The 23671-nt window shown below is 46.0% G+C and carries 23 protein-coding genes; 12 read left to right on the top strand and 11 right to left on the bottom strand.

The window, feature by feature from the left end:
* The first annotated feature begins 211 nt into the window (after positions 1-211).
* Complete coding sequence (locus tag NDI42_RS01750; RefSeq protein ID WP_190455851.1) at positions 212-2422, top strand: serine/threonine phosphatase; 2211 nt, start codon at positions 212-214, stop codon at positions 2420-2422.
* Between the two features lie 105 nt (positions 2423-2527).
* Positions 2528-3853, top strand: a complete 1326-nt coding sequence (locus NDI42_RS01745; RefSeq protein ID WP_190455849.1) for an FHA domain-containing serine/threonine-protein kinase — start codon at positions 2528-2530, stop codon at positions 3851-3853.
* Here NDI42_RS01745 and NDI42_RS01740 read toward each other — a convergent pair.
* Positions 3850-4071, bottom strand: a complete 222-nt coding sequence (locus NDI42_RS01740) for a DUF4327 family protein (protein ID WP_190421959.1) — start codon at positions 4069-4071, stop codon at positions 3850-3852. The two genes, NDI42_RS01745 and NDI42_RS01740, sit on opposite strands and share 4 nt — an antisense overlap.
* Positions 4072-4480: 409 nt before the next feature.
* On the opposite strand from NDI42_RS01740, the gene NDI42_RS01735 reads away from it, so the two are divergent.
* Positions 4481-5368 (top strand): lipid kinase, encoded by an 888-nt coding sequence (locus NDI42_RS01735; RefSeq protein ID WP_190455847.1) that lies wholly within the window; start codon positions 4481-4483, stop codon positions 5366-5368.
* Here NDI42_RS01735 and NDI42_RS01730 read toward each other — a convergent pair.
* Both NDI42_RS01730 and NDI42_RS01725 read right to left on the bottom strand, forming a co-directional pair.
* On the bottom strand, positions 5365-6084 hold the full coding sequence (locus NDI42_RS01730) for a Uma2 family endonuclease (protein ID WP_190455845.1): 720 nt from the start codon (positions 6082-6084) through the stop codon (positions 5365-5367). The two genes, NDI42_RS01735 and NDI42_RS01730, sit on opposite strands and share 4 nt — an antisense overlap.
* A gap of 41 nt (positions 6085-6125) precedes the next feature.
* The gene (locus NDI42_RS01725; protein WP_190455843.1) at positions 6126-6341 is read right to left on the bottom strand and encodes a hypothetical protein; all 216 of its coding nucleotides are present in this window, start codon (positions 6339-6341) and stop codon (positions 6126-6128) included.
* 73 nt (positions 6342-6414) lie between these two features.
* On the opposite strand from NDI42_RS01725, the gene NDI42_RS01720 reads away from it, so the two are divergent.
* The gene (locus NDI42_RS01720) at positions 6415-6657 is read left to right on the top strand and encodes a helix-turn-helix domain-containing protein (RefSeq protein WP_190455842.1); all 243 of its coding nucleotides are present in this window, start codon (positions 6415-6417) and stop codon (positions 6655-6657) included.
* A gap of 56 nt (positions 6658-6713) precedes the next feature.
* On the opposite strand, the gene cimA is transcribed toward NDI42_RS01720, so the two are convergent.
* Entirely contained in the window at positions 6714-8357 is a 1644-nt protein-coding gene (gene cimA / locus NDI42_RS01715; RefSeq protein ID WP_190455840.1) for a citramalate synthase, read from the bottom strand.
* Between the two features lie 102 nt (positions 8358-8459).
* Between cimA and NDI42_RS01710 the strand changes: the two genes are divergently transcribed.
* The 3 genes from NDI42_RS01710 to NDI42_RS01700 all read left to right on the top strand — a co-directional run bounded on the left by NDI42_RS01710 (position 8460) and on the right by NDI42_RS01700 (position 10484).
* Positions 8460-8789, top strand: a complete 330-nt coding sequence (locus NDI42_RS01710; protein WP_190455837.1) for a 2Fe-2S iron-sulfur cluster-binding protein — start codon at positions 8460-8462, stop codon at positions 8787-8789.
* 162 nt (positions 8790-8951) lie between these two features.
* Positions 8952-9458, top strand: coding sequence for a hypothetical protein (locus NDI42_RS01705; RefSeq protein ID WP_199311192.1), 507 nt, complete (start codon positions 8952-8954; stop codon positions 9456-9458).
* A 261-nt stretch (positions 9459-9719) separates the two neighbouring features.
* A complete protein-coding gene (locus NDI42_RS01700) occupies positions 9720-10484 on the top strand; it encodes an ABC transporter ATP-binding protein (RefSeq protein WP_190455834.1) in 765 nt (254 codons plus the stop codon).
* Here the strand turns inward: NDI42_RS01700 and NDI42_RS01695 are convergent.
* On the bottom strand, positions 10481-11254 hold the full coding sequence (locus NDI42_RS01695) for a winged helix-turn-helix domain-containing protein (RefSeq protein ID WP_190455832.1): 774 nt from the start codon (positions 11252-11254) through the stop codon (positions 10481-10483). The genes NDI42_RS01700 and NDI42_RS01695 overlap by 4 nt on opposite strands.
* 340 nt (positions 11255-11594) lie before the next feature.
* Here NDI42_RS01695 and NDI42_RS01690 point away from each other — a divergent pair, with 340 nt between their 5' ends.
* Together NDI42_RS01690 and NDI42_RS01685 are read left to right on the top strand one after the other, a co-directional pair.
* Complete coding sequence (locus NDI42_RS01690) at positions 11595-11951, top strand: hypothetical protein (protein WP_190455830.1); 357 nt, start codon at positions 11595-11597, stop codon at positions 11949-11951.
* Between the two features lie 154 nt (positions 11952-12105).
* Positions 12106-12360, top strand: a complete 255-nt coding sequence (locus NDI42_RS01685) for a DUF6761 family protein (RefSeq protein ID WP_190456026.1) — start codon at positions 12106-12108, stop codon at positions 12358-12360.
* Positions 12361-12834: 474 nt separating this feature from the next.
* On the opposite strand, the gene grxD is transcribed toward NDI42_RS01685, so the two are convergent.
* The 3 genes from grxD to NDI42_RS01670 form a co-directional block, all read right to left on the bottom strand.
* Positions 12835-13158 (bottom strand): Grx4 family monothiol glutaredoxin, encoded by a 324-nt coding sequence (gene grxD / locus NDI42_RS01680; RefSeq protein WP_190421978.1) that lies wholly within the window; start codon positions 13156-13158, stop codon positions 12835-12837.
* A 72-nt stretch (positions 13159-13230) separates the two neighbouring features.
* On the bottom strand, positions 13231-13488 hold the full coding sequence (locus NDI42_RS01675; protein WP_190421980.1) for a BolA family protein: 258 nt from the start codon (positions 13486-13488) through the stop codon (positions 13231-13233).
* A 44-nt stretch (positions 13489-13532) separates the two neighbouring features.
* Positions 13533-14165: a hypothetical protein gene (locus tag NDI42_RS01670; protein WP_190438914.1), complete on the bottom strand. Its 633-nt coding sequence runs from the start codon at positions 14163-14165 to the stop codon at positions 13533-13535.
* Positions 14166-14647: 482 nt separating this feature from the next.
* Between NDI42_RS01670 and NDI42_RS01665 the strand changes: the two genes are divergently transcribed.
* The 3 genes from NDI42_RS01665 to NDI42_RS01655 are packed head-to-tail and all read left to right on the top strand — an operon-like array spanning position 14648 to position 21770.
* Complete coding sequence (locus NDI42_RS01665) at positions 14648-17290, top strand: response regulator (RefSeq protein WP_190455829.1); 2643 nt, start codon at positions 14648-14650, stop codon at positions 17288-17290.
* Positions 17269-19635 carry a GAF domain-containing protein gene (locus NDI42_RS01660; RefSeq protein ID WP_190455827.1) on the top strand — a complete coding sequence of 789 codons (2367 nt, stop codon included), beginning with the start codon at positions 17269-17271 and terminating at the stop codon, positions 19633-19635. The genes NDI42_RS01665 and NDI42_RS01660 overlap by 22 nt, the downstream gene beginning before the upstream one ends.
* A 56-nt stretch (positions 19636-19691) precedes the next feature.
* The gene (locus tag NDI42_RS01655) at positions 19692-21770 is read left to right on the top strand and encodes a S8 family serine peptidase (protein WP_190455825.1); all 2079 of its coding nucleotides are present in this window, start codon (positions 19692-19694) and stop codon (positions 21768-21770) included.
* A 45-nt stretch (positions 21771-21815) separates the two neighbouring features.
* Here the strand turns inward: NDI42_RS01655 and NDI42_RS01650 are convergent, their stop codons facing one another.
* The 3 genes from NDI42_RS01650 to grxC all read right to left on the bottom strand — a co-directional run bounded on the left by NDI42_RS01650 (position 21816) and on the right by grxC (position 23643).
* Positions 21816-22595 carry a lysophospholipid acyltransferase family protein gene (locus tag NDI42_RS01650; protein ID WP_190455824.1) on the bottom strand — a complete coding sequence of 260 codons (780 nt, stop codon included), beginning with the start codon at positions 22593-22595 and terminating at the stop codon, positions 21816-21818.
* A gap of 164 nt (positions 22596-22759) precedes the next feature.
* Positions 22760-23248: a tRNA adenosine(34) deaminase TadA gene (tadA, locus tag NDI42_RS01645; protein ID WP_190438701.1), complete on the bottom strand. Its 489-nt coding sequence runs from the start codon at positions 23246-23248 to the stop codon at positions 22760-22762.
* A gap of 80 nt (positions 23249-23328) precedes the next feature.
* On the bottom strand, positions 23329-23643 hold the full coding sequence (gene grxC / locus NDI42_RS01640) for a glutaredoxin 3 (protein WP_190421992.1): 315 nt from the start codon (positions 23641-23643) through the stop codon (positions 23329-23331).
* Between the last annotated feature and the right edge of the window lie 28 nt (positions 23644-23671).

Raw genomic sequence — 23671 nt, 5'->3', positions numbered from 1 at the left:
TTGAAAGTTTAGCCTACTTTAGCTTTAAGCCGGAAATTTATTTTTTCCTTTCAACCAGCCAATGCCATTCCATCAAAGTCTATTGACGCATACTAGAAACTTCTGCCTAATGAGGTTGGAAGCTTCGAGTGCGACATGGCAAACTAGAAAAGCAGTTAGTTTGTCTTTGTTTCCATTCAACACACCACAAGGGAATTGAGGAAGTTCCGCCATGCTTGTTTGTCCCCAGTGTCAATTTGAAAACCCCAATACCAACAAGTTTTGTCAAAAATGTGGAACTTCCCTAACCCACAAAGTTTGCCCTCAATGCACTACTCATGTGCCTTTTAATCTAGAAACTTGCCCCAATTGTGGTGAGGAGACGGGAACTGTCAGGTGGGCGATTCTTTCTATCGAGCCAAAATTGTCAGTTGTCCCACAAGCAACTTCAGAAGCGTCAGCGGATTCTGCCGATAAGGTTGCAGAAATTGTTTCTACAACTCAAACAATACAGCCGTCATCTGATGTCTCAGTCGTTCAGACAATACCAGCAGAAATTATTGTAGAACAGGAAGACATTACTACAGTCCCGCTACTGGATACCCCCAAGGTAGAGGTATCACCTGCATCTGTAGAGACCACAGAAGACACTCTCGATTTGACCTCAACTGCATCTCCAGTATCACCAGCGGTTTCTGTTTCATCATCTGATGACCAAACACAACCGTTGGGAGTAAATGAAGCAATTGACTTAAGTCCGGCTGAGGAAAGTTCTGATGATCAACAGAGCGTTGATAGCAGTATTCCAGAAACAGACAAAGAAACAAAGCCACCAGAACAAACATATTTAGACCAGCAAAAGCGTTATCAATTGCTGGATAGTCCGCCTCAAAATTCCGGAGTCACTGAGGTCATGGTGAGAGTTTTGGATACTCAACCGTTTCAACAGTCTTTGTTGGAAGCTGTCGTTGATAGTGCAACGTCAGAATCTACGACAGCTTCAGAAGACACTCTCTCCGCCAAAAGCATTCCGGGCATAGTTAGAGCATATTTGGATTTACACAATAAGTTTTACCCAACTGTGCCAGCAATTCACGATGCGTGGCAAGAAAATGAAACTTCGGTGGTGCTACTAGAAGACCGCTCCGAATTGCCTCTGCTCATCGAGCTGTGGAAAAATGCCCAAATGCCAATGTTGCAGATTTTGTACTGGCTAGATGAGATGGCAAAATTGTGGGCATCACTGGAACCCTGGCAGATGCGTCAGAGTTTGCTGGAATTGTCGAATCTGCGGGTGGATGAAGACCAAATACTTTGTCTGCAAAGGTTGTATGCAGAATCAGAAGATACGCCAATAACGTTACACGATCTAGGGCAAATGTGGCAGGGGTTATTCTACCAGTCCCAGCGAACGCAATTTAATTCTTTGGATCAATTGTTTCGGGATTTGCGCGGGAGTAAGATTTCTACAGCTTCAGAAGTGCGATCGCGTCTAGAAGAGATCGCTAGTGAAATCGAATCCAACCAACAACAAAAAATCAGTCGTCAGGATTTGCCCACATCAGCAGACAGCAGCGAGGGCGATGATATGCCCACCATCATCCTACCCATGCAGTTGCTCAGTCTCGATGATGCTGGTTACACCGATATTGGGCGACAACGCGAACACAATGAGGACAACTTCGGCATCCAGACACAAGTCAAGAAGCAGGAAACTCCATTAGGTCGCACTGTGCAGGCGCGTGGTTTATACATTCTCTGCGATGGCATGGGGGGTCACGCTGGCGGGGAAGTAGCGTCATTGATGGCTGTGGACACGCTGAAGCGATATTTCAAAGCTAATTGGCAAGACCATCTGCCATCGGAAGACAGCATCCGTGAAGCGATACATTTAGCCAACAAAGCAATTTACGATACTAACCAACAAAACGCCCGATCTGGCAGCGGCCGCATGGGTACTACTCTGGTGTTGGTGTTGGTGGAGGATACTAAGGTAGCGATCGCTCACGTCGGCGATAGTCGTCTCTATCGCCTCAGCCGCAAACTCGGCTTAGAGCAAGTCACCGTGGATCACGAAGTCGGTCAACGGGAAATACAGCGAGGAGTAGAACCCACGCTCGCCTACTCTCGCCCCGATGCCTACCAGCTTACCCAAGCCTTGGGGCCGCGAGATGAACAGTTTGTTCGTCCTGATGTCCAGTTTATCGAACTTAATGAAGATACTTTGCTAATTCTATGTTCCGACGGTCTATCAGATAATGACCTGCTTGAAACTCATTGGCAAACTCACTTGTTGCCTCTCCTCAGTTCCAGAGCTAACCTGGATCAGGGGCTGATGCAATTGATTGATCTGGCCAATCAGCACAACGGTCACGATAACATTACAGCAGTGGTAATCCGGGCGAAAGTGCGACCCGACCTGGAGCATCAGCAGCTTTTCTAAAAGTTGGGGGTTTTGGGTTTTGAGTTTTGAATTAAAGACTTAAAGCACAAAACTCAAAACTCCGGAGCAACGGAAATCTACGGCTCCGCAAACCTCAAAATGATTATGGTTACGCTGACCCTTCTAGATTCACAGTCATCCGCCCCCCAAGAGCATTGGGAATTCCAGCACGACACCATTAGGATTGGTCGCGCTCCTGATAATGACGTGGTTCTCAATGATGGCATGGTTTCCCGGCATCACCTGGAACTTCGGAGAATTGGCAATTCTGAAGCAAACAGTAATGGGACTCCTACGTCCGGACAATGGCTGCTAGTTAATCAAGGTACGAATGGTACCTTTGTTAATGGCATCCTGATGTCCCACGGAATTGTATCTGATGATTGCCTGATCCAGTTGGCGCGAGGGGGGCCAGTGCTGAAATTTCAAATCAGCGCCCAATCCTATGCGATCGCTCCAAGCTCTCTCCCAGCGCCAGTCCCGCTTCCCCTCATTCCCCCCTATAACCAAGGGGGGGATAAAGGAATTCTGCTAGGTGGAGGGCGTAAGCCCCTCCTATCCCCAATCTTAAACCCTTGCGCCCACCAAGGCAATCCACCTGGTAATTTGTTCTGCATTCACTGCGGTCAACCTGTGGTTCAGGTGCAGCGGTTCATTCATCATTACCAAGTTTTGCGGACGCTGGGACAAGGCGGAATGGGAACCACCTATCAAGCTTTGGACTCTCAACGTCCGCGTGGCGCATCTTTAGTGGTGCTAAAGGAAATGAACGCCGACATGGCTCAAAATTCCAAAGCTAAAGAACTCTTTGAACGCGAAGCCCGCACTCTAAAAACCCTGAATCATCCCGGAATTCCTCAGTATTATGACTTTTTTGTGGAAGAAGGCAAGAAATACCTGGCGATGGAACTAATCCAGGGGGAAGATTTAGAAAAACGCATATATAAAAAAGGGCCAGTCCTACTCAATCAGGCAATTGAGTGGATGATTCAAACCTGCGACATTTTGGGCTATATCCATAGCCAAAGCCCGCCCCTAATCCACCGCGACATTAAACCCGCTAATTTGATGGTGCGCTACCGCGACAATCAAATAGTCGTCTTAGATTTTGGGGCGGTAAAAGAAATTGGCACGCCTCCAGGGACGCGCATCGGTGCGCCAGATTACAGTGCGCCAGAACAAGACCGAGGTCAGCCAGTCACCCAATCAGATTTATATGCCATTGGCCCGACACTGATTTTCCTTTTAAGCGGCGAAAGCCCCCAAAAGTATTATCAACGGCGGGGTATGGGATACCGATTTAATGTAGAAGGGGTGCCGACAATTACACCCCAAGTGCGGCAACTGATTGAAAAGGCGACAGAACCCAGACCAAGCGATCGCTATCAGACAGCAAAAGAACTGTCTGAAGCTTTAACCGCCTGCCTTTAGTCCTCGTCGTCCCAGGCTTCCACCTCTAAAAAGGCGCTGACTGGATCTTGCATCGTGAAGTCAAATTCAAGTAGTTCTTTTTTCCAGTGAGGCCACTCATCGCCATAAAGGAAAGCAATTTTCCAGAGGCTATCAGTGGGCTTGAGGATATTGGATTCTACAAGTGAATGCACCTGACGCTGCATTTTCACCATTGGGTGAATAACTTGCTGTCTCATATAGTAGAAATCAGTTTTGCAAATACTAAAGTGAAAAAGCTTCCCGCTTCTTTTTATTGCGTGGAGTTCGGTGCGCTCGCGGAAGCAATCCTTATCTCTTGTAGCGTAAAATGGTGCATTCTGGCAAGTCTTTTTGGGACTAATGTACGGTAATTACTACCACCCGCCAATCGATTTTGGATTTTGAATTTTTGATTTTGGATTGTTAAATCTCAATTTTGGATTGGGAAATCCTTGCCCCTAGCCTGTTTGAGAAATTTAACCGGGAAAAATCTAACCCTGCTTGAGCGATTTGCAGCTTCCCCACATAATAAATACTACCTGATGCTGCAACCCTAATCATATACTTGAGGCTTGAAGGATGGCGGTGATTTCTTTCTCCTACGACTGATTGCCTTAAAAAATGCAGATGAGTCAGCGGGCATTACTATTAATTAATCCTAAGTCTCGACGCGGTTACAACGCTCGGCAGCAAGCAATGCAACAATTGCAACACCTAGGCTTTGAATTGCTGGAGCCACACAGTGAAAACCCCAAACAGTATTCGGAATTGATCCGGCAATACCGCCAACAGGTTGATATGGTCATTGTTGGAGGTGGAGATGGCAGTGTCAATGCCTCTGTGGAGGGATTGTTAGATACAGATTTACCTTTAGGAATTCTACCTTTAGGTACAGCCAATAATCTTGCCAGAACCCTCGGCATTCCCCAGTCATTGCCAGAAGCTTGTAAAATTATTGCCAGTGGTCAAGTTCACCAAATTGACTTGGGCTGGGTGAATGGTCAGTATTTTTTTAATATTGCAAGTCTTGGGCTGAGTGCGGAAGTAAATCGCCGAGTTTCCAAAAAATTAAAGCGGCATTGGGGAGTTTTAGCCTATATTGTCACCGCGTTACAGGTAATCTGGACAGTGCGACCGTTTTGGGTAGATGTTCTGTCGGATGGCCAATCTATCGAGTTTAAAACCTTGCAGATTACTGTGGCCAATGGTCGGTATTACGGCAGTGGCTTGGTGATTGCCGATGATGCCACCATTGACGACCAACGGCTGGATCTGCATAGCTTGGAAATTCAGCACTGGTGGGAAATGCTGCCGCTAATACCACCTGCATTATTGGGTAAATCTGTCAAGGGTAAGGGAGTGAGAACTATTAGCGGCAAAGACATCGAGTTACATACTCGCAAGCCTTACCCAATCAACACTGATGGCGAACGCACAACCGAAACGCCAGCACGATTCCGAGTTATCCCGAAAGCATTGTCAGTTATTGTGCCGTCATCTTTCCAGAGATATTAATCTGGATCTAGACCAAGCGATCGCAATCGTTCAGCCAGCAGTTGAGTGCGAAGGCGTTCTTGTTCTAATTCCGCTTGAGCTTGTTGAGCTTGGGCTTGAGCTTGTTGAGCGTTTTGGATTGCTTCTTGAGCTGCTTCCTCTGGTGTCGGTACGCGATCGCCTTCTGGAGTAAAATAACGTAGTTGCCCTTGTTCCACACCCAGATACAAGCCTAGTTCCTCACTCCAACCCCAGCCCATGTCGTTAAGGGCAATTTCCTGATACCGATTCCCCATCAGCCTCCAGCCCTCAAATTCCAGCGTATCTGGGGAAAACCAAAAGTATTCCGGTGTACGAAAGCGGTCTTGATACAAATCTTTCTTTAAAGTCCGGTCTGTCGTAGCGGTAGAAGTTGATAGCAACTCGATAATCAAATTGGGATACTTGCCATCTTCTTCCCAAACAACCCAAGCATTGCGAGGACGCTTTTGGGTTTGCTTGACTAAGAAAAAGTCAGGGCCGCGAAAATCGCGATTTCGCAGTTGTTGGCGACTAAAATATATTGTGAGATTGGCACCGATAAAAAAATCTTCTCTGTCACGCCACAGCCATTCTAGACAGCTGACGAGCAACAGCAGTTGCATATAGTGTAAGGAACTTTCCATTTCTGGCTCATCGCTATACAGCTGGGTAGCATCAGGCATCATCTCTTCTAGTTCCTGGGCAGATAGAACCATTTGCCTATACCTCGCAGTGACTTAGTTTTATTGTCGCTGATTCAATTAATCGGAATCCGCCGCCTCAAGATACTCATCACCTCGCCAGGATTTGAAGCAGCTGACAGCGGACTCCACTCGCTAACCTCCGCAAAACCCAAGCGGTACAGCGTGAGAATCTTACAGCTGACACCTTTGTTAGAACCAATCACCAACACCTTCGCTAGATGTTTCGCTTGCTTGGGAAAGAAGACAAAAACGTTAACAAGTAAGTTCACAGTTTAATCATACGTTATGTGAACAAATAAATTTACATTTACTAGATCATCCTCCTCTGAGACGATTAGAGGCATGGGAAGAGCAGGTCAAGCCCTCAAGCAGACGTTAGAAACCTACAGTATCAGCCAGAACAAGTTAGCGGTGGCTTTAGGCATCGAGAGAACGATTGTAAATCGTTGGTTTCACGAACGAGCCGATCCCACCGCTGAGACGGTTGCAGATATTGTTAAAGCTTTGAAGGGAATTGAGCCAGCCGCCGCTAAAAAGTTTGTAGAACTGTATCTAGGTGAGCTGGTTGAGGATGAGAATGAGTAGTGATCCTGTTCTTTTTAGGACATTGAGCAGGCGAGATGCCTGCGCTACGGGATTGGTCATATCTTTGTAGGAGAGGGGTTTCGCCTGTCATTTCGCCTTGCTCCCAACAGCAAACCGTATTCAATCCCTTCGACAACTGCCTGATAAGAAGCTTCCAGAATATTGCTGGAAACGCCTACAGTAGCCCAGCGCTGATGCCCATTACTTGATTCCACCAGCACGCGAGTTTTCGCCGCAGTACCCGCGCCACTGTCTAAGATTCGCACTTTGTAGTCTGTCAAGTAAAATGCGGCAATTTCCGGGTAGAAGTTCACCAACGCCTTGCGTAATGCTTCATCCAGCGCCGAAACTGGGCCATTTCCTTCCGCAGCTTCTAGAATGTCTTTGCCATTGACGGCGACTTTCACAGTAGCGAGGGCATTGGCATTCTGCACGATATCGCAGTGAACTTGAAAGCCTTTGAGTTCAAACATTTGCTCTCGCTGTCCCAAAGCTTCGCGCATCAGCAAGTCAAAACTCGCCTCAGCTGCCTCAAACTGAAAGCCTTCATTCTCCAGTTCCTTGAGTCGGCGCAGGATGTCGCGACAGGCGGGATCTCCCTTATCTAGGTCTATGCCAAAGCTACGCGCTTTTGCCAAAACATTACTTAATCCGGCTTGGTCGGAAACAACGATTCGGCGGAGGTTGCCTACCTGTTGTGGCTGAATGTGTTCGTAAGTAAAGGGGTTGCGTTCGACGGCGGAAACGTGAATGCCGCCTTTGTGTGCAAAGGCAGAACGCCCGACAAAGGGGGCGTATTCGTCGGGGGCGAGATTGACGATTTCGCTAATCAGGCGAGAAGCTTCTGTAAGTTGAGCTAGTTGTTCGTCTTGGATACAGCTATATCCCATTTTTAGCTGCAAGTTGGGAATTACTGAGCAGAGGTTAGCGTTGCCGCAGCGTTCCCCGTAGCCGTTGATGGTGCCTTGAACCATTCTGGCTCCTTCCATGACAGCTGCGATCGCATTCGCCACCGCTGCATCAGAATCGTTGTGAGTGTGAATCCCTATCTGGGGAGTTGGGAATTGGGAATTAGGAATTGAAAATTGCGAAATTGCTGTGACGACATTTTTCACAATTTGACTAATTTCGTGGGGAAGGGTGCCGCCGTTGGTGTCGCACAGTATCACCCATTCTGCACCAGCAGCGATCGCACTCTCTAACGTCTGCATCGCATAATCTGGATTCTGCTTGTAACCATCAAACCAGTGTTCCGCGTCGTAAAACACTCGCCGTCCCTGACTTCGCAGATACTCAATCGTATCCCGGATCATCTCTATATTTTCTTCTAGGCTGGTCTTCAGCCCCTCTGTAACGTGCAAATCCCAGGATTTGCCGAAAATTGTCACCGAACGAGTACCAGCCGCCAGAATCGCTTGCAGCATCGGATCTTCAGCCGCACTGATGTTGGGGCGGCGAGTCGAACAAAACGCCACTACTTCCGCTTGGGTGAGTGGTTCTTCTTTGAGTTGCCAGAAAAATTGCACATCCTTGGGATTCGCCCCAGGCCAACCGCCCTCAATGAAGGGAATGCCCATTTTGTCTAACTTTCGGGCAATCCGCAATTTGTCTTCCAACGACAGCGATAGTCCTTCGCGTTGTGCGCCGTCGCGCAGTGTCGTGTCGTATATCCAAATCTGGTTTGTTTGATCTGAGTTCATGGACAGGTTAGATGGGGAGATAATTTAGAAACTTTTTGTAAATAAATGTAAAAATATACTTAACAAAAGTAACCAGTTAGCAGAGTCATTGAATTAATCATTATGCCAAAGGTGACAGCTCAAGGGAAAACATTTGAGTGCAGTCAGGGTGCGAATCTTCGCCAAGTTTTACTCTCAAATGACATCGACCTGTACAACGGCAACGCGAAAATTATAAATTGTATGGGAATTGGCACCTGCGGCACTTGTGCAGTCGAGGTAGAAGGGGAAGTTTCCCAACCGAACTGGAAGGATAAAACCAGGCGATCGCTTCCTCCCCATTCTCCCACTTCAAATCTTCGATTAGCCTGCCAAACTCAGGTTTTAGGCGATATCAAAGTCTCTAAATATGACGGCTTCTGGGGACAAGGTTCGTCCCTCGTCTGGAGTTAATTTCTCGTTCCCAGGCCTAAGCCCGAAGAATGTCAGTAGCAAGGCAAAAGCGTCGTTTTGAGGAGCTTGCTTCATCTATATCAGTTTAAAGCCGTGTCAACAAACCTTGAATTAGAATCACAATCTATTTTCCGCATTTCGCCGCTGATTCGGATCACGCTAATGGCGCTATACTTGGCGCTAACGATTCCCTTACCGTTTTTGGCGCAAGTGTCAGATACTCCCATCTCACCTAAGTTACTTTGGGTGGGAATTGGCTTAGGGTTTATGGCGCTTTATGCTGCCTTAAGCGAACGGGTAATTCTGGATGAGGAAAAAATCCAGGTGACTTATCCTAAATGGGTTCCCCGTTTTTTCCGCAAGGGTTGGTCGTTACCTTGGGCAGATGTGAAGGAATTAAAACTTCGCACTACTGGGCAAGGTGGAATAGTTTACTATTTTGTCAGCAAGTCGGAACAAAAAGCTTATTTGCTGCCGATGCGGGTAGTTGGTTTTGTGCGGTTGGTTAAGTTGGTGGAAGCGAAGACGGGAATTGATACAACCGATGTGCGTCCTTTGGCGCAACCCTGGATGTATCTAATTTTGTTGGGGTTTACGCTGTTGCTGTTGTTGATAGATGGTTGGACAGTGTGGACGGCGACGACTCAAGGAATCTTAGGAGGTGTCTAAGAGGATGTTTGAAAAGTGCTTTTTCAAACGCTATGGGTTAGAGATCGCCCTTGCATCCCCCTTAAAAAGGGGGACTTTGAAGATTTCCCCCCCTTTTTAAGGGGGGCTAGGGGGGAGCTCCAAGATTTCAGCGTCACATAGATAACTTTTCAAACATCCTCTAAGCACCACCTCACCCCCTAACCCCCTCTCTCCACTGCCTAGAGGGGAAGAAGAAAAATAATCTCAAATTGTTTTTATACGCCTTTTTAATCTAATTTTTTGAACTACGAAGACACTAAGACAAAAAGAGAAGTGTTGCGGCTAGAACTGGTGAGTTTAGCGGCTTCGGTGGGTTCGCAGTATTTGCTTAAGGATATTTCTTTTGAGGTATTCTCAGGCGATCGCATTACTATCATCGGCCCTTCTGGTGCCGGGAAAACTTCGCTGTTGCGCCTATTAAATCGCCTAAGTCAACCAACATCTGGCAAGATTTATCTGGAAAATCAAGAATACGGTCAAATCCCCGTTATTCAGTTGCGACGGCAAGTGATGCTGGTTCTTCAAGAACCAAAACTCTTGGGTATGACTGTCAGAGATGCTTTAGCTTACCCTTTGGTTTTAAAGGGCAGCACAAAGCAGGAAATTAGTCAACAATTGCTACAGGTAAGCGAACAACTGCACATCCCCGAAGATTGGTTAGGCCGCACGGAGGTGCAATTATCGGTAGGACAACGGCAACTGGTAGCGATCGCGCGTGCTTTAGTCATCCAACCGAAAATATTATTACTTGATGAGCCGACATCTGCTCTAGATGCTGGTCGTAGCGATCGCGTTCTACAAGTTTTGACCCAGCTTTGCCTACAGGGATGTGCGGTGGTGATGGTCAATCACCAGTTAGATTTAGCCCAGATGTTTTGCGATCGCGTTTTATATTTGCAGGATGGTCGTCTGCTTACCGACAAAACAGCACATCAAGTAAACTGGGCTAATCTACGCGAAACCCTGATTCAGGCAGAAGCTCAGGCAGCTGAAGAATGGAGTTAATAACTGGTAAGCGCCGAACGCTGACCGTTTCCATTTCCATTTCTGGTGCGAGTCTCTCTACCATTTGTCTTGGGTTCCAGCGCATTGAGAATCTCCGGATTAAACCGATAGCCGACGTTGCGGACAGTTTGAATCAAACTGGGTTGTCGCGGCACATTCTCAATTTTTTTCCGTAGGGACAAAACGTGAGTATCAATAGTGCGCGGGTTATCGATGGCATCAGGCCAAGCGCGGCGCAGCAGTTCCGAACGGCTTAAGGGCAATCCCCCAGCCTGAGCCAGTACATAAAGTAAACTGAACTCCTGGGGCGTTAAGTCAATAAACTCCTCTTTGAAACGGACTCGACGCTGTACTAAGTCTATTTTCAGGTCGCCATAATCTAAATACATGGGCGCTGCTGTGACTCGCACACGGCGAACCAAAGCCTCAACCCGTGCCATAAATTCTTGCATCCCAAAAGGCTTAGTTAGATAGTCGTCAGCTCCCGCTTTTAAACCATTAACGATATCTGCTTCTGTGTTGCGGGCAGACAGCATCAAGATGAGTGATTGTCCCTGTTCCTGGAGCCATCGGCAAAACTCGATACCATCACCATCCGGTAAGTCGGAATCAAGGATAACGACTGTAGGTTGGCGGGTGAGATATATCTCTCTAGCGTGATGAATTCCAGCAGATTGACACACCCAGTAGCTTGCTTGCTGTAAATGCCAGCCCAGTAGCGATCGCAGGTGCGGGTTTCCCTCGATGATCTGAATACAAATCGATCCCACGGCAGCAGGCTTCCTTCAAGCTGGTGTGTTTCACATTAACAAAGCTAATGTCATGATTCTGTAACTACTGCTACGGAGGCGCGTTATCCCACCCCATTTTTGATTTTGGCCCTTCGATCTAAACTCAATAGTGGGATCGCCGCTCGCATCTAGTTACAATAAAGTTAACGAAGCTTAACGTTTAGTAATCATCCCCTGAACGATGCTATGTCAGAACCCTAGAGTTAGTAAAAAATTTTCCCCGCTTACCTAAAGAGTGTCTCCCACTCTGGAAAATAGCTTAAGGAATCCACGAGCAGATAGTAGAGAAGCGATCGCTCTCTAAAGCAGGTTGTAGCAGATGAATCCAAAATGGGTAGGTTGGTGGAAACAGAACATTGTAGAAATCGCCCAAGGGATGTATGCCGCTGATGCTCTAGTTTTCTACGATAGAAGTAATCAAGGAAGCGATCGCTTTTGGTGTACGCGCTCTAAAAAGCACCTCGCCTCTATCGTTCGCCCCGGAGATATGAGTTTTGATGTTTCTCTGAGGTACAAAATCAAGGACGTCCCGCAGCGGCAATGCTGGATGCCTCCCGACGCTTGCTACAAAGGCACTGACACCTTTTTAAAGGCAATTACTCAAGGAACACAATCGAGATTTCCACCATCACAAAATTTGTATATAACAGAAGAGTGTTTTGGGCTATTCGGCTGAAAAAAGACCTGTAGTTCTGGCTATGGAATTTTCAGATAAAGTAGGCGATCGCTATAGCCCACCGCCCAAACGGCCTAACAACCCGCAGAACCAAACTTTCCTTGTTCCTGCTTCACCCTTTATACTTCATAATTCACACTTCTTACTTCCGACCATGCTACAGGATACACAAACCATCCGCTACTACCAAAGACTCACCGACGCCCTCGTCGAAATGTGGAACCGGGGTTATCGCTTCGATGATTTGCGGCTGTTTTTAGATGGCTATCTCGCCGCCCTGCGTCAAACTAGCGCCCTCGAACCGTTTCATATACACCGCTTAGAAGAAGAAGTCAGCAGATACATTTACGATCCGTCCAACTTTGAAATGACACAGACACAGACACAGCCAAAATCGGACTACTATTAGCTATTTTGGGTTGCATTGGTAAAAAGAAACATCTTTCAAATCGTTGCCTGTGGATAATTAATGATTTTGTTACGAACTTGTCCACAGGCTGGCGATTTTTGGTTAATAGAATCCATTTTTTGAAGTCTCAGAAATATCCTACTTTGAGTACGATTGCCCTCCTATCAAATTGAATTAATAAAAAATACCCTCAGATAAATCTTTATTTTAAAGAACTTTCTGAGGGTATTTTTTTGTTAGTTCCAGACTGTTCACTTAAGAATAATCGTAGAACGAAACCTAACGAATGCTTATTCGTGTTGGCTTTCGTTCCTCAACCCAACCTAAGTAGGTTTTGGATCTTGAACTTCTAAGTGAACTGTATTGAGGTTCGATGGAGTGGTAAAGAAACCCAACGAGTATGCTGGGTTTCGTTCCAAGGGTTTAGCCTACAAAATTTTTCAAAATTGATGAACAGCGATGCAAGATATGAGTTTAAGAAGCCAGAGCAACTTCAACCATTTCCTGCAATTCACCCTTCTGGTACAGCTCAATCAAAATATCCGAGCCGCCAACAAACTCGCCATTAATGTAAACTTGGGGAATTGTAGGCCAGCTGGAATACTCCTTAATTCCCTGCCGAATTTCCCAATCATCCAGAATGTCAACAGTCTGGTAGGGAACACCCAGAGTATTTAAAATCTGCACCACATTGTTAGAAAAACCACATTGGGGCATCAGCTTGTTGCCCTTCATAAAGACCACAATTTTGTTTTCTTTGAGCAAGCTATCAATCCGCTCTTTTAGTTCTGGGGTCATAATTTTGCTTGAAATGCCTCTATTGTCTAGTTTACTTCTAGTGCGCTTGCATAGCACCGTCCTCAGGTAGGCTTAAACAACCCTAACTGCCTCCCAATCCTGGGGAGTATAAGTTTTCAGGGCTAGAGCGTGAATAGCTTCAGTTGCCATAGCTTGCTGCACAGCACCATAAACAATCTGGTGCTGTTGCACGAGCCGTTTACCTTCAAACTGAGACGAAACCACAGTCACCTGATAATGGTCGCCACCGCCAGTCAAATCTTGAACCTGTACCTGAGCATCCGGCAACTTTGCCTTGATCATTTCCTCTACTTGAGCTGGGCTAACCATTTCTACTCCCGTTTACACTTCACAATTCAATCTTTAACTCTAATTTAGCGTTGGGGGGCAGAAGAAGATGAGGCGGGGGGATTATTGCTGGCGGGAGTGGTGCTGGGTGTATCGATAAAGCCTAGTTCCACTAGCTGCTGATAAGCCTTCTTCCCTAAGTCACGAGTTGGCTGCTGAGAGCGCACAATCTGAATCAACAAAGGTACTGCCAAATCTGGCTGATTTTGCGCTCGATGTACAAGTGCCAACTGATAAGTCGCCTCATCCCGAAGTTGGGCAGCTTGTACTGCCTTTTGGCGTTGACTTTCGTAAACTCGGTTATCAATTCCCGAAAAACTAGAACCTAGTTGTTGATAAAAATTAGATAGCTGGTTGAAAACTTGACGAGCGTCTTGGAGTTTCTTGGCAGCGATCGCGTAGTTTTGGGACGAAATCGCACTATTGGCTTCCGATAGCAAACGTTGCCCTCCCGGCATACTCAGGAGGCTACTATCTTGACTCAAGGGACGGATATTGTTCGGATCGGTAAAATCCGGCTGTGACTGACTGGCGTCTTCTGGTAGAGCAGGAACCTGGGTCTGAGCCTGCACGGGTTGTAGCAGGGTCAAAGTCACACTCAAGGGTAAAAAAGCAAGGCAGGTAAAGCCGAGGCGGCAAGCAGTTCCAGAAGATACCATAAACTAACTTAAGAGTGAGAGGGATGAAAACACGACGATGATAAACTTTGGGTATATTAACATTGCCTGGTTCTACTGCGAAAAGAAACAGCAGCAGTAAAAGCCCCAAAGCCTTGCATGGTCGGACTCACAGAACGCTCAAAAAGTTCCTGAATTTCTAAGGATGCAAGCCGGGCATATCCATACCCCTAGCACCTCTAATCGCTAAATTTTTTTTTTTAAAATCGGCGGAACTGACTCAACACCAGAAAACACGCTGGTAGCGTGTTTGTGAAAGTCTCAGTTTTATTTTAACTACAGAAAAGAAAGGGAAATTAATTTACGCCTCTAGCCTTGATGAATCTTGTACCATTAATATTTGTAATATATAATATACGATTTTAATTATTGGCACTTCCGAAATATTTTTGATTATTTAATCTTAGTTTTAGCTACCCTATTTTAGCTACCCTATTAATTAAACCTTAGATAAAAATCCTTTGATGATTCCTACTAATGAACTAGAGCGACTAGCAGCCGTTCGTCGATATAATATCCTTGACACTCCCCCCGATGGAGCCTTTGACCGCATTACAGCCTTAGCTGCCCGTTCCTTCAACGTCCCCATCTCAATTGTCACTATCGTTGATCATGACCGGATTTGGTTTAAATCCCATCACGGATTAGACGTACAGCAGATTGGGCGGGAACCTGGACTTTGTGCTAGTGCGATTTTGCAAGACGAAGTTTACACCGTCTTAGATGCCAAAGTAGACCCGCGCACCTTAGCTAATCCATTGGTAGCTGGAGAGTTTGGACTGCAATTTTATGCAGCAGCTCCCTTGCTTACCCGCGATGGTTTTAGGTTGGGAACGTTATGCGTCATCGACTACGAACCTCGTGAGGTGACAGAAGCAGAAATGCAAACTCTCAGGGAACTAGCCGCGATTGTTATTGATGAACTAGATTTACGACTTGCTGCTCAAAGAACCGTGCAGGCTGAAGTTGCCTTACGAATGGCAGCAATGCAAGCTAGCCGTGCCAAAAGTGAGTTTTTGGCAATGATGAGCCATGAAATCCGCACTCCCATGAATGGGGTAATTGGCATGGCAGAGTTGTTACTACTGACCGACTTAACACCTCAACAAAAAAACTTTGCCGAAACAATTCGTACCAGCGGCGATGTATTGCTGACAATAATTAACGATATACTTGATTTCTCAAAAATAGAATCAAAAAAGCTGGAATTGGAAGAACAACCCTTTAGTTTAATAAGTTGCCTTGAGGGAGTATTAGATTTATTAGCGCCTAAAGCAGCTGAAAAAGGTTTAGAGCTAGCATATTTGATCGAGCCAGGAACGCCTAAGACAATTGTGGGCGATGTTACAAGAGTGCGGCAAATTTTGCTGAACTTAGTGAGTAATGCTGTTAAATTTACCGCCCAAGGAGAAGTGACGGTATTAGTATCAGCAAAAAAACTCATTAATAATCGAGAATCGGTAATAGGTAACAACGGTGAACCCCAATTATCAATTACCAATGGTAGCTCGGAAGTCAGTCATTATGAAATTAAATTTGTTGTTAAAGATACAGGCGTTGGCATTCCTTTAGACCGCAAAAATCGCCTATTTCAACCATTTAGTCAGGTTGATTCTTCCACTACTCGTCAATATGGTGGTACCGGGTTGGGATTGGCGATTAGCAAGCAGTTGAGCGAAATGATGAGCGGGCGAATGTGGTTTGAAAGTGAATTAGGGCGCGGTTCTAGCTTCTATTTCACGATGCTTACCCAGTGTTCTGCTGACGGCGTGGAAGATGATGATTTTAAGTCGCAATTAATTGGAAAGCGACTGCTAATTGTAAATAACAATGCCACTAATCGTAAAAATTTAATTTCAAAAGCCAAATCCTGGGGAATGTCTAGCCAAACAGTTGCATCGGGAGTTGAAGCTTTAAGCTGTTTGCGTTCAGGAAGCGGCATTGATGTTGCAATTCTGGATATTCAAATGCCAGAAATGGAGCATTTGAGGTTAGCGAGAGAGATTCGCTCATTACCGGGTGGTAAGACACTACCTTTAGTAATATTGACTCCGTTGGGTAGGCAAGAAAAAGAGAAACAGGTAGAAGAACTAAACGCGACTTTGTTATACAAGCCGATTAAACAATCCCAACTTTATGATGTTTTGGTAGGGATTTTAGCGCCAGAACAATTGAAGCTACGAGAAAGTGATGAAACTCTCCAGCGATCGCTTTCTACTTCTACTTTATCTCAAGCTGACTTTCTAGTAGAGCAAAGGCTACCTTTGCGGATTCTCTTAGCTGAAGACAATCAGATAAATCAGCAAGTAGCGTTACATCTACTAAAAAAAGTTGGCTATGAAGCTGATGTAGCTAATAATGGGTTAGAAGTGTTAGAAGCTTTGCGCCACAAATCTTATGATGTGGTGCTGATGGACGTGCAGATGCCAGAAATGGATGGATTGGAAACAACAAGGCACATTTGTCAAGACTGGCAGTTATTTGGAAGCCAGCAGAATGCGCGATTACAAAGACCTCGAATTATTGCCATGACAGCTAATGCTATGGAAAGCGATCGCTTAGCTTGTCTTGAAGCTGGTATGGACGATTATATCAGTAAGCCGATTCGATTTGAAGAGTTGATTTCCACTTTGAGGAAGTGTCAACCTTTAAACGGGAGTGAGGCTAAAAAGCTGATGGCTGAGCAAGAAGAATCGCTAAAAATGTCAATAAAAGAATCGTCATCCTCGTCTTTACCCATAGACTTCAGGGATGCCATTAATACCGAAGTGCTGCAATCATTTTTGGAACAAATGGGTGGAATTAACTCGGATTTAGTAGAAGATTTAGTTGAGTGCTATCTAGAAGATTCCCCCCAATTACTGCAAAAAATGAAAAAAGCTATTAGCAATGGAGATGCGATCGCGCTTGAGGGAGCAGCCCACACTTGGAAGGCAAACAGCGCTACTTTTGGAGCTATACAACTAGCCGAACTTTGTAGACAGATGGAACTCATGAGTCATGAGAAAAACTTTTCCGCTGCATCCGCTTTAATTTCTGCTATGGAATTAGAGTATGGCAAAGTTAAAGCTGCTTTACAGGTGGAATGTCAGCCCAGTCAGGTATGAATATAAATTCCTCGTCAACGCTGAATACCGCCGCAACTGGAAAACAACCTTACCTAGTCTTGATTGTCGAAGACGACAGGTTAACCCGGCTTCAGCTGCGCGCCATGATGGAAAAAGACGGATATCGGGTAGCAGAGGCGAGTGATGGTGCGGAAGCTTTAGCTGAGTATTTTCGACTGCGCCCAGATATTGTTTTACTAGATGCCTTGATGCCGACAATCAATGGCTTTAATTGTTGTACCCTGCTGCGAAAACTTCCTCAAGGCGATCGCATTCCTGTTTTAATTATCACTGCTCTTGAAGATTCTCATTCAGTGGATCGGGCGTTTGCTTCTGGTGCTACCGATTACATTACCAAGCCTATCCACTGGGCAGTGCTACGTCAACGGGTGCGCCGTCTTCTTGATGCTAGTCGAGCTACAGCAGAATTGCAACAGCAAAACGATCGGTTGCGGTTGATGGGAAATATTACCCAGCAAATCCGTCAGTCTTTAGATTTAAGAGAAATTCTTCAGACTACAGTAACTCAAGTAAGAGAATTTTTGCAAACGGATCGCGTCGTTATTTATCGTTTCCTATCCAACTGGAGTGGATTTATAGAAGTAGAATCTGTAGATGAACGCTACAAACCTATTTTAGGCTCAAAAATTACAGATCCCTGTTTTAATGAAAAGTATATTAACCTTTACAAACAAGGTCGGGTCAAAGCAACAACGGATGTTAACAATGGTGGGTTAAGCCGGTGTCACCTTGATTTACTAACCAGTTTTCAAGTTAGAGCTAATTTGGTAGTACCAATTCTGCAATCAGAAGCAATCGAAGATGAGCTAAATGATGCAGCCAATGATGAAGGAAAAATAATAAACTATGAACAAGTTTCAGAGCTTCATCCCTCATCCCCAAAGCCTAATCGTACCAAGTTATGGGGATTGCTAGTTGCTCATCATTGTTCCTCAACCAGACAATGGAATCAGTTAGAGATTGATTGTCTTTCTTCATTGGCAACCCAAGCAGCGATCGCTATTCAACAATCTGAACTTTACCAACAAGTGCAGCGGCTTAACAGCAACCTCGAACGTCAGGTACAGGAACGTACAGCTCAGTTGCAGCAAGCTCTCAAATTTGAAGCGATGCTAAAACGAATTACTGACAAAGTGCGTGACAGCCTCGACGAAAGCCAAATTCTACAAACAGCCGTACAAGAATTAGCCATTGGACTTGAAGTAGGTTACTGTGGTACAGCCTTGTACAACCTTGAAGAAGCAACTTCCACTATTTGCCAAGAATATACAACTTATCTGCCTTCACATCAGAATTATGCAGTGCAAATGGCTGCTTTTACTGAGATTTATTCTAACCTTTTGCAAGGGCAGTATCTGCAATTTTGCCAATTAGATTCTAAACTTACTAATCCTATCCCTAGTCATGTTGCAGCACTGGCTTGTCCTATTTTTGATAACCAAGGAGTTTTAGGGAACTTGTGGTTACTTCATCACCAGGAATATCTGTTTAATGAATTAGAAATTCGATTGGTGCAACAAGTAGCGAATCAATGCGCGATCGCAATTCGACAAGCCCGCCTTTTCCAAGCGACTCTTGTTCAAGTAAAGGAACTAGAGAAAGTCAACCAGCTAAAAGATGATTTTCTCAGTACAGTTTCTCACGAATTACGCACGCCTATATCCAACATGAAGATGGCAATTGAAATGTTGGAAGATATAATAATTCAAACGAATAATTCTTTCGGTAATTCAACAGCAGAAAATCCAGATAATAGCCAATCTATTATCTACCTGGAGATGTTGAATGACGAATGCGAACGAGAAATAAATTTGATTAACGATTTACTGCAATTGCAGCAAGTAAATGCGGGTTTATACCCTTTAGAAAGAATAGATATTGAACTCCAACACTGGATTCCTTATGTAATGGAGCCTTTTGAACAGCGAACCAAAAACCAGCAGCAAATTTTCCAAGTAGAAATATCCAAAGAATTGCCTATTTTATATTCCGACTCCTTCAGTTTGGAGCGGATAATTACAGAGTTAGTAAATAATGCTTGTAAGTACACTCCCCCAGGCGAAAAAATAACCGTGGCTGTCCGTGAAGTGGCGGGAATGATTCAGATAAGCGTGAGCAATTCTGGTGTTGAGATTCCAGAAAGCGAATTACCCCGCGTTTTCGACCAATTTTACCGCATTCCCAGTAACGATCGCTGGAAACATGGTGGAACTGGTCTAGGACTGGCGCTAGTGCAGAAATTGATAACCTATTTAGGAGGTTCAATTCAAGTAGAAAGTAAATTGGGGAATACTTGCTTTTTGGTTGAGTTACCGATTACCTAAATGGGACTGGGTAAGATAATGAGCAATATTTCAATCCTTCAATTAGCAATACTTCAATGACCAATTACCAATCCGCTAGTGGTGTACCAGAAGAGAGTGTAGGGAATATTTTACAACGGGGAGGAGAAGAATTGGCGCTGGAGAAAGTGAGCGATCGCTTTACAGTCCGCCCAACTTCACAAGCAGCTGACGTAACCCAAAGTGTCCCCGCCAAACCAACTTTAGAAATTCCTAAAGCCGACTTACAAGAATTTATAGTAGACCCATCCGGGCGAGACAAAGCAATGCAAGCGGCACGAGCATCAGAAGATGTTGCCTTTGCCAGCCACGTCTACCAGCTCAAAGAGAATCCGCAAACGCTAGTTTACCTCACAGATCAGGTGACAATACAATTTGCGCCCTCTGTGGAGGAAGAAACGAGGAATGCGATCGCATCCGAACATGGTTTACAACTACTCAAACCAGTCAACGGCATTCCCAACACCTTCGTCTTTCACCTTACCCCACAAGCCACAGAAAACCCCGTCAAAATAGCTAACCGACTCATGGGGCGAAAAGAGGTACTAACCGCCGAACCTAATATCGTCGTGCGACAAGAGCAACACTACCGCCCCAAAGATTCCCTCTATCCCCAGCAATGGTATCTCAACAACACAGGTGCTAATCAAGTAACAGCTAGTTCCCATATTTCAGTTGAGAAAGCCTGGGATATCACTCGCGGCGTGCGTTCCGTAGTCGTCGCCGTAACCGATGATGGCTTTGACCTCAACCACCCAGACTTTCAAGGTGCCGGAAAAATCGTCGCCCCCAAAGACTTCAAAGACCAAGACTTCTTGCCCCTACCGGGAGAGCAAGACGAAAACCACGGTACCGCCTGCGCTGGAGTTGCAGTTGCCGAAGAAACTGGCAGTGGCATTGTGGGAGTTGCGCCTGGTTGTGCCTTAATGCCCCTCCGCACCACAGGATTCTTAGATGACGAAAGCATCGAACAACTATTTGAGTGGGCAATCCAAAACGGTGCCAGCGTCATCTCCTGTAGCTGGGGGCCAGCAGCCGTATACTTTCCTCTTTCCCTACGACAACGCGCCGCCCTCACCCGTGCTGCTACAATAGGACGCGATCGCAAAGGCTGCGTCATCGTCTTTGCTGCTGGTAACGCCAATCGCCCCATCAGCGGTACCATCAACGAACAAGGCTGGCCAAATAACCTCCTAAAAGGCCCCACCCAGTGGCTAGGCGGTTTCACCGTTCATCCAGACGTAATCACCGTTTCCGCCTGTACCAGCCTGAGTAAAAAATCCGCCTACAGTAACTGGGGGAACGTAACCATCTCTGCCCCCAGCAACAACGCCCCACCGGGGATGTGGTTTGAACAAACCGGATATATCAGCACCGCCCCGGAAGTCCGAACCGCCCTGCCCGGACTAGGAGTCTTAACCGCTGACCGACTAGGCGCAGCCGGATACTCCTCTAACAACTTTACCAACGATTTCGGCGGCACCTCCAGCGCTTGTCCCGTCGTCGCAGGTGTCGCCGCCCTAGTTTTGTCAGCCAACCCCGATTTAACTGCACAAGAAGTCAGGCGAATTTTGCAACAAACCGCCGACAAAATTGTAGACCCCGACCCTGACCCCCAACTTGCTTTTCGGCTAGGCACTTACGATGTCAACGGTTACTCCCAATGGTTCGGTTATGGCAAAGTCAATGCTTTTAAAGCCGTTCAAGCTGCCAAAGAACAACGAGTCCAACAGTCCAAACCCTCCCAAGTCTTGAATGGACGTAACAACAACAGCCTAGCCATTCCGGACGACAACCCTCAAGGTATCACCAGTCCCATTCAAGTTCCCCAAACCGGAAGCGTTCGGGATATTCACATTGGTATCAATATTGAACACAGCTTCCTGGGGGATATCGAGGTGAGTTTAATCCCACCCACAGGACAAACTGTACTGTTGCAAGGTCGCACCTTGGGTTCTGCAACCCAGTTGCAAGGCACCTACACGCTGCAAAACACACCCGCACTCAAGCAACTACTCGATTCACCCGCAGCAGGAGTTTGGCACCTGTTAGTAGTGGACTATGCTCAGTTAGACACAGGTACTGTAAAAAGCTGGGAATTAACCTTGGGTATCTGATATTTTCCTCACCCCTCGTTCCTAGTCGGAGGCTGGAAGGAGCATCTATCCTTGAGCGCTTGATACCTTCTCTAATGGAGTTGGCGCACAAACCGTATCCACCGTCACCGCTTCGCTTTCATCCAACTGTATCAGCGCAGCTTCTAAATCAGCAGTCAATTTTTTCGCACTTGTTTTCGGCTTACCAGTACAAGAATAATTCGCCACTGAGATCGGAGTACCGATGTTAACCTTGACACCGCAACCCCAGTGTGGTACTCGGCTGCCGTAACGAATACTGATTGGGACAATTTTAACGCCCAATCCTGGATTTTCCGATTCTACTTGCACTGCGATCCGCGCCAAGCCAGCTTTCAAGGGATGAAGTCGCCCATCCTGGTAGATGTTACCCTCTGGGAAAATGACCATCACTTCCCCTCTTTCGAGAAGTTCGACACCATGACGAAAACTGCCTAAGCCCGGATTTCTCGTATCTACCGGGAAACCTCCCATGCGACTGATAAACCAGCCTTGTAACCCTGTCATTTCATCCGCTGATACCATAATCCGCAAGTCACGACCTGTGACTGGTTTCCCAACTGCGTAAGGTACGACAAAGGCATCCCAGCGAGAGCGATGGGTAGGAGCTAGGATGACAGGACCAGTAGCGGGGAGATTTTCCTGTCCAGTTATTTCGCTGCTGCCAATGTAAAACGGCATAACAACGCAGCTTGTCAGCTTGTAGCCTGCGGACGCTAGCCAGGGTAAGACGCGGGAATTAACTGAAACTCCTTTGGCAGGGGTTGCAGTTGCTATGGTTGTTTCAGAGGGGTCGAGCTGAGTCATCGCGGATAAAATTTCTCACGGCATCCATAATTACACCTTAAGTATTATTAAGGCATCTGTCTTCTATAAGATGGACAGTTTTCCGGCTGTCATTGATAAGACAAAATAAAGACAAAATTAAAAACCTAAAAGAAAAGAATTTGTCTTTTTTTCGATTCTAATTTTTAGTTTGTACTTTTTGAGCGCCGTTGGGCAAACCAGGATTGCAGTTGTTGGCGACAGACAGATTCTAAGATACCACCCAATACAGGCAAGTGGTGATTAGAGCAGGCACTATCTGGGATATTAGCAACTGTACGAATGGCACCAGTTTTTGCGTCGTCGGCTCCGTAAACTAGAAGCCGCAGACGTGCTAGGACAATTGCACCAGCGCACATTGGGCAAGGCTCCAAGGTAACGTAGAGGGTGCATTGATTGAGGTGCCAGTTTTGCCTCGCTTGCCCCGCTGTTCTAATAGCGATAATTTCGGCGTGGGCTGTGGGGTCTTTGTCGCGCTCTTTGCGATTTTCACCTTCTGCTATTAAGTTACCATCCACGTCAACTATCACTGCTCCGACTGGGACTTCCCCAGCTTCACCAGCATTTTGAGCGAGTTCTATCGCCCGGCTCATCCATTGTCGATGAATTAGATATGCCGGATTGTCAATTGTCATAGTCGCTCCTTGCCCTCAGCCGTCTATGCTACGGCTACGCCCCTTTCAGTAAACGGGAGACAGAGGCAGGTTTTGCCTGTCTAAACAGCTGCTTGAACCAGTAGGGGATCTAGTTTCCCTTCTTTATCCATCTGATACATATCATCACATCCACCAATGTGCTGCTCGTTGATGAAAATCTGGGGGACGCTGCGCCGCCCGTTGGCACGTTGGGCCATTTTCGCTCTGGCTGCTTCATCGCCATCAATTTTATATTCTTTGTAGTTGACTCCTTTCCACCAGAGGAGCATTTTGGCGCGGATGCAGTAGGGGCAAGTTTGCCAGGTGTAGATTTCGACGTCGGCTTTGATGCGCTCTGGATCGCGCCCTAACAGAGGATTAAGAAAGTTTAGCATTTTCAATTTCCCAAGTTGTGAATTTTTT

The organism is Funiculus sociatus GB2-C1, assembly GCF_039962115.1.
Classification (GTDB): Bacteria; Cyanobacteriota; Cyanobacteriia; order Cyanobacteriales; family FACHB-T130; genus Funiculus; species Funiculus sociatus.
Note: the sequence above shows the minus strand (reverse complement) of the source record. Positions and strands in the feature narration are given on the sequence as shown.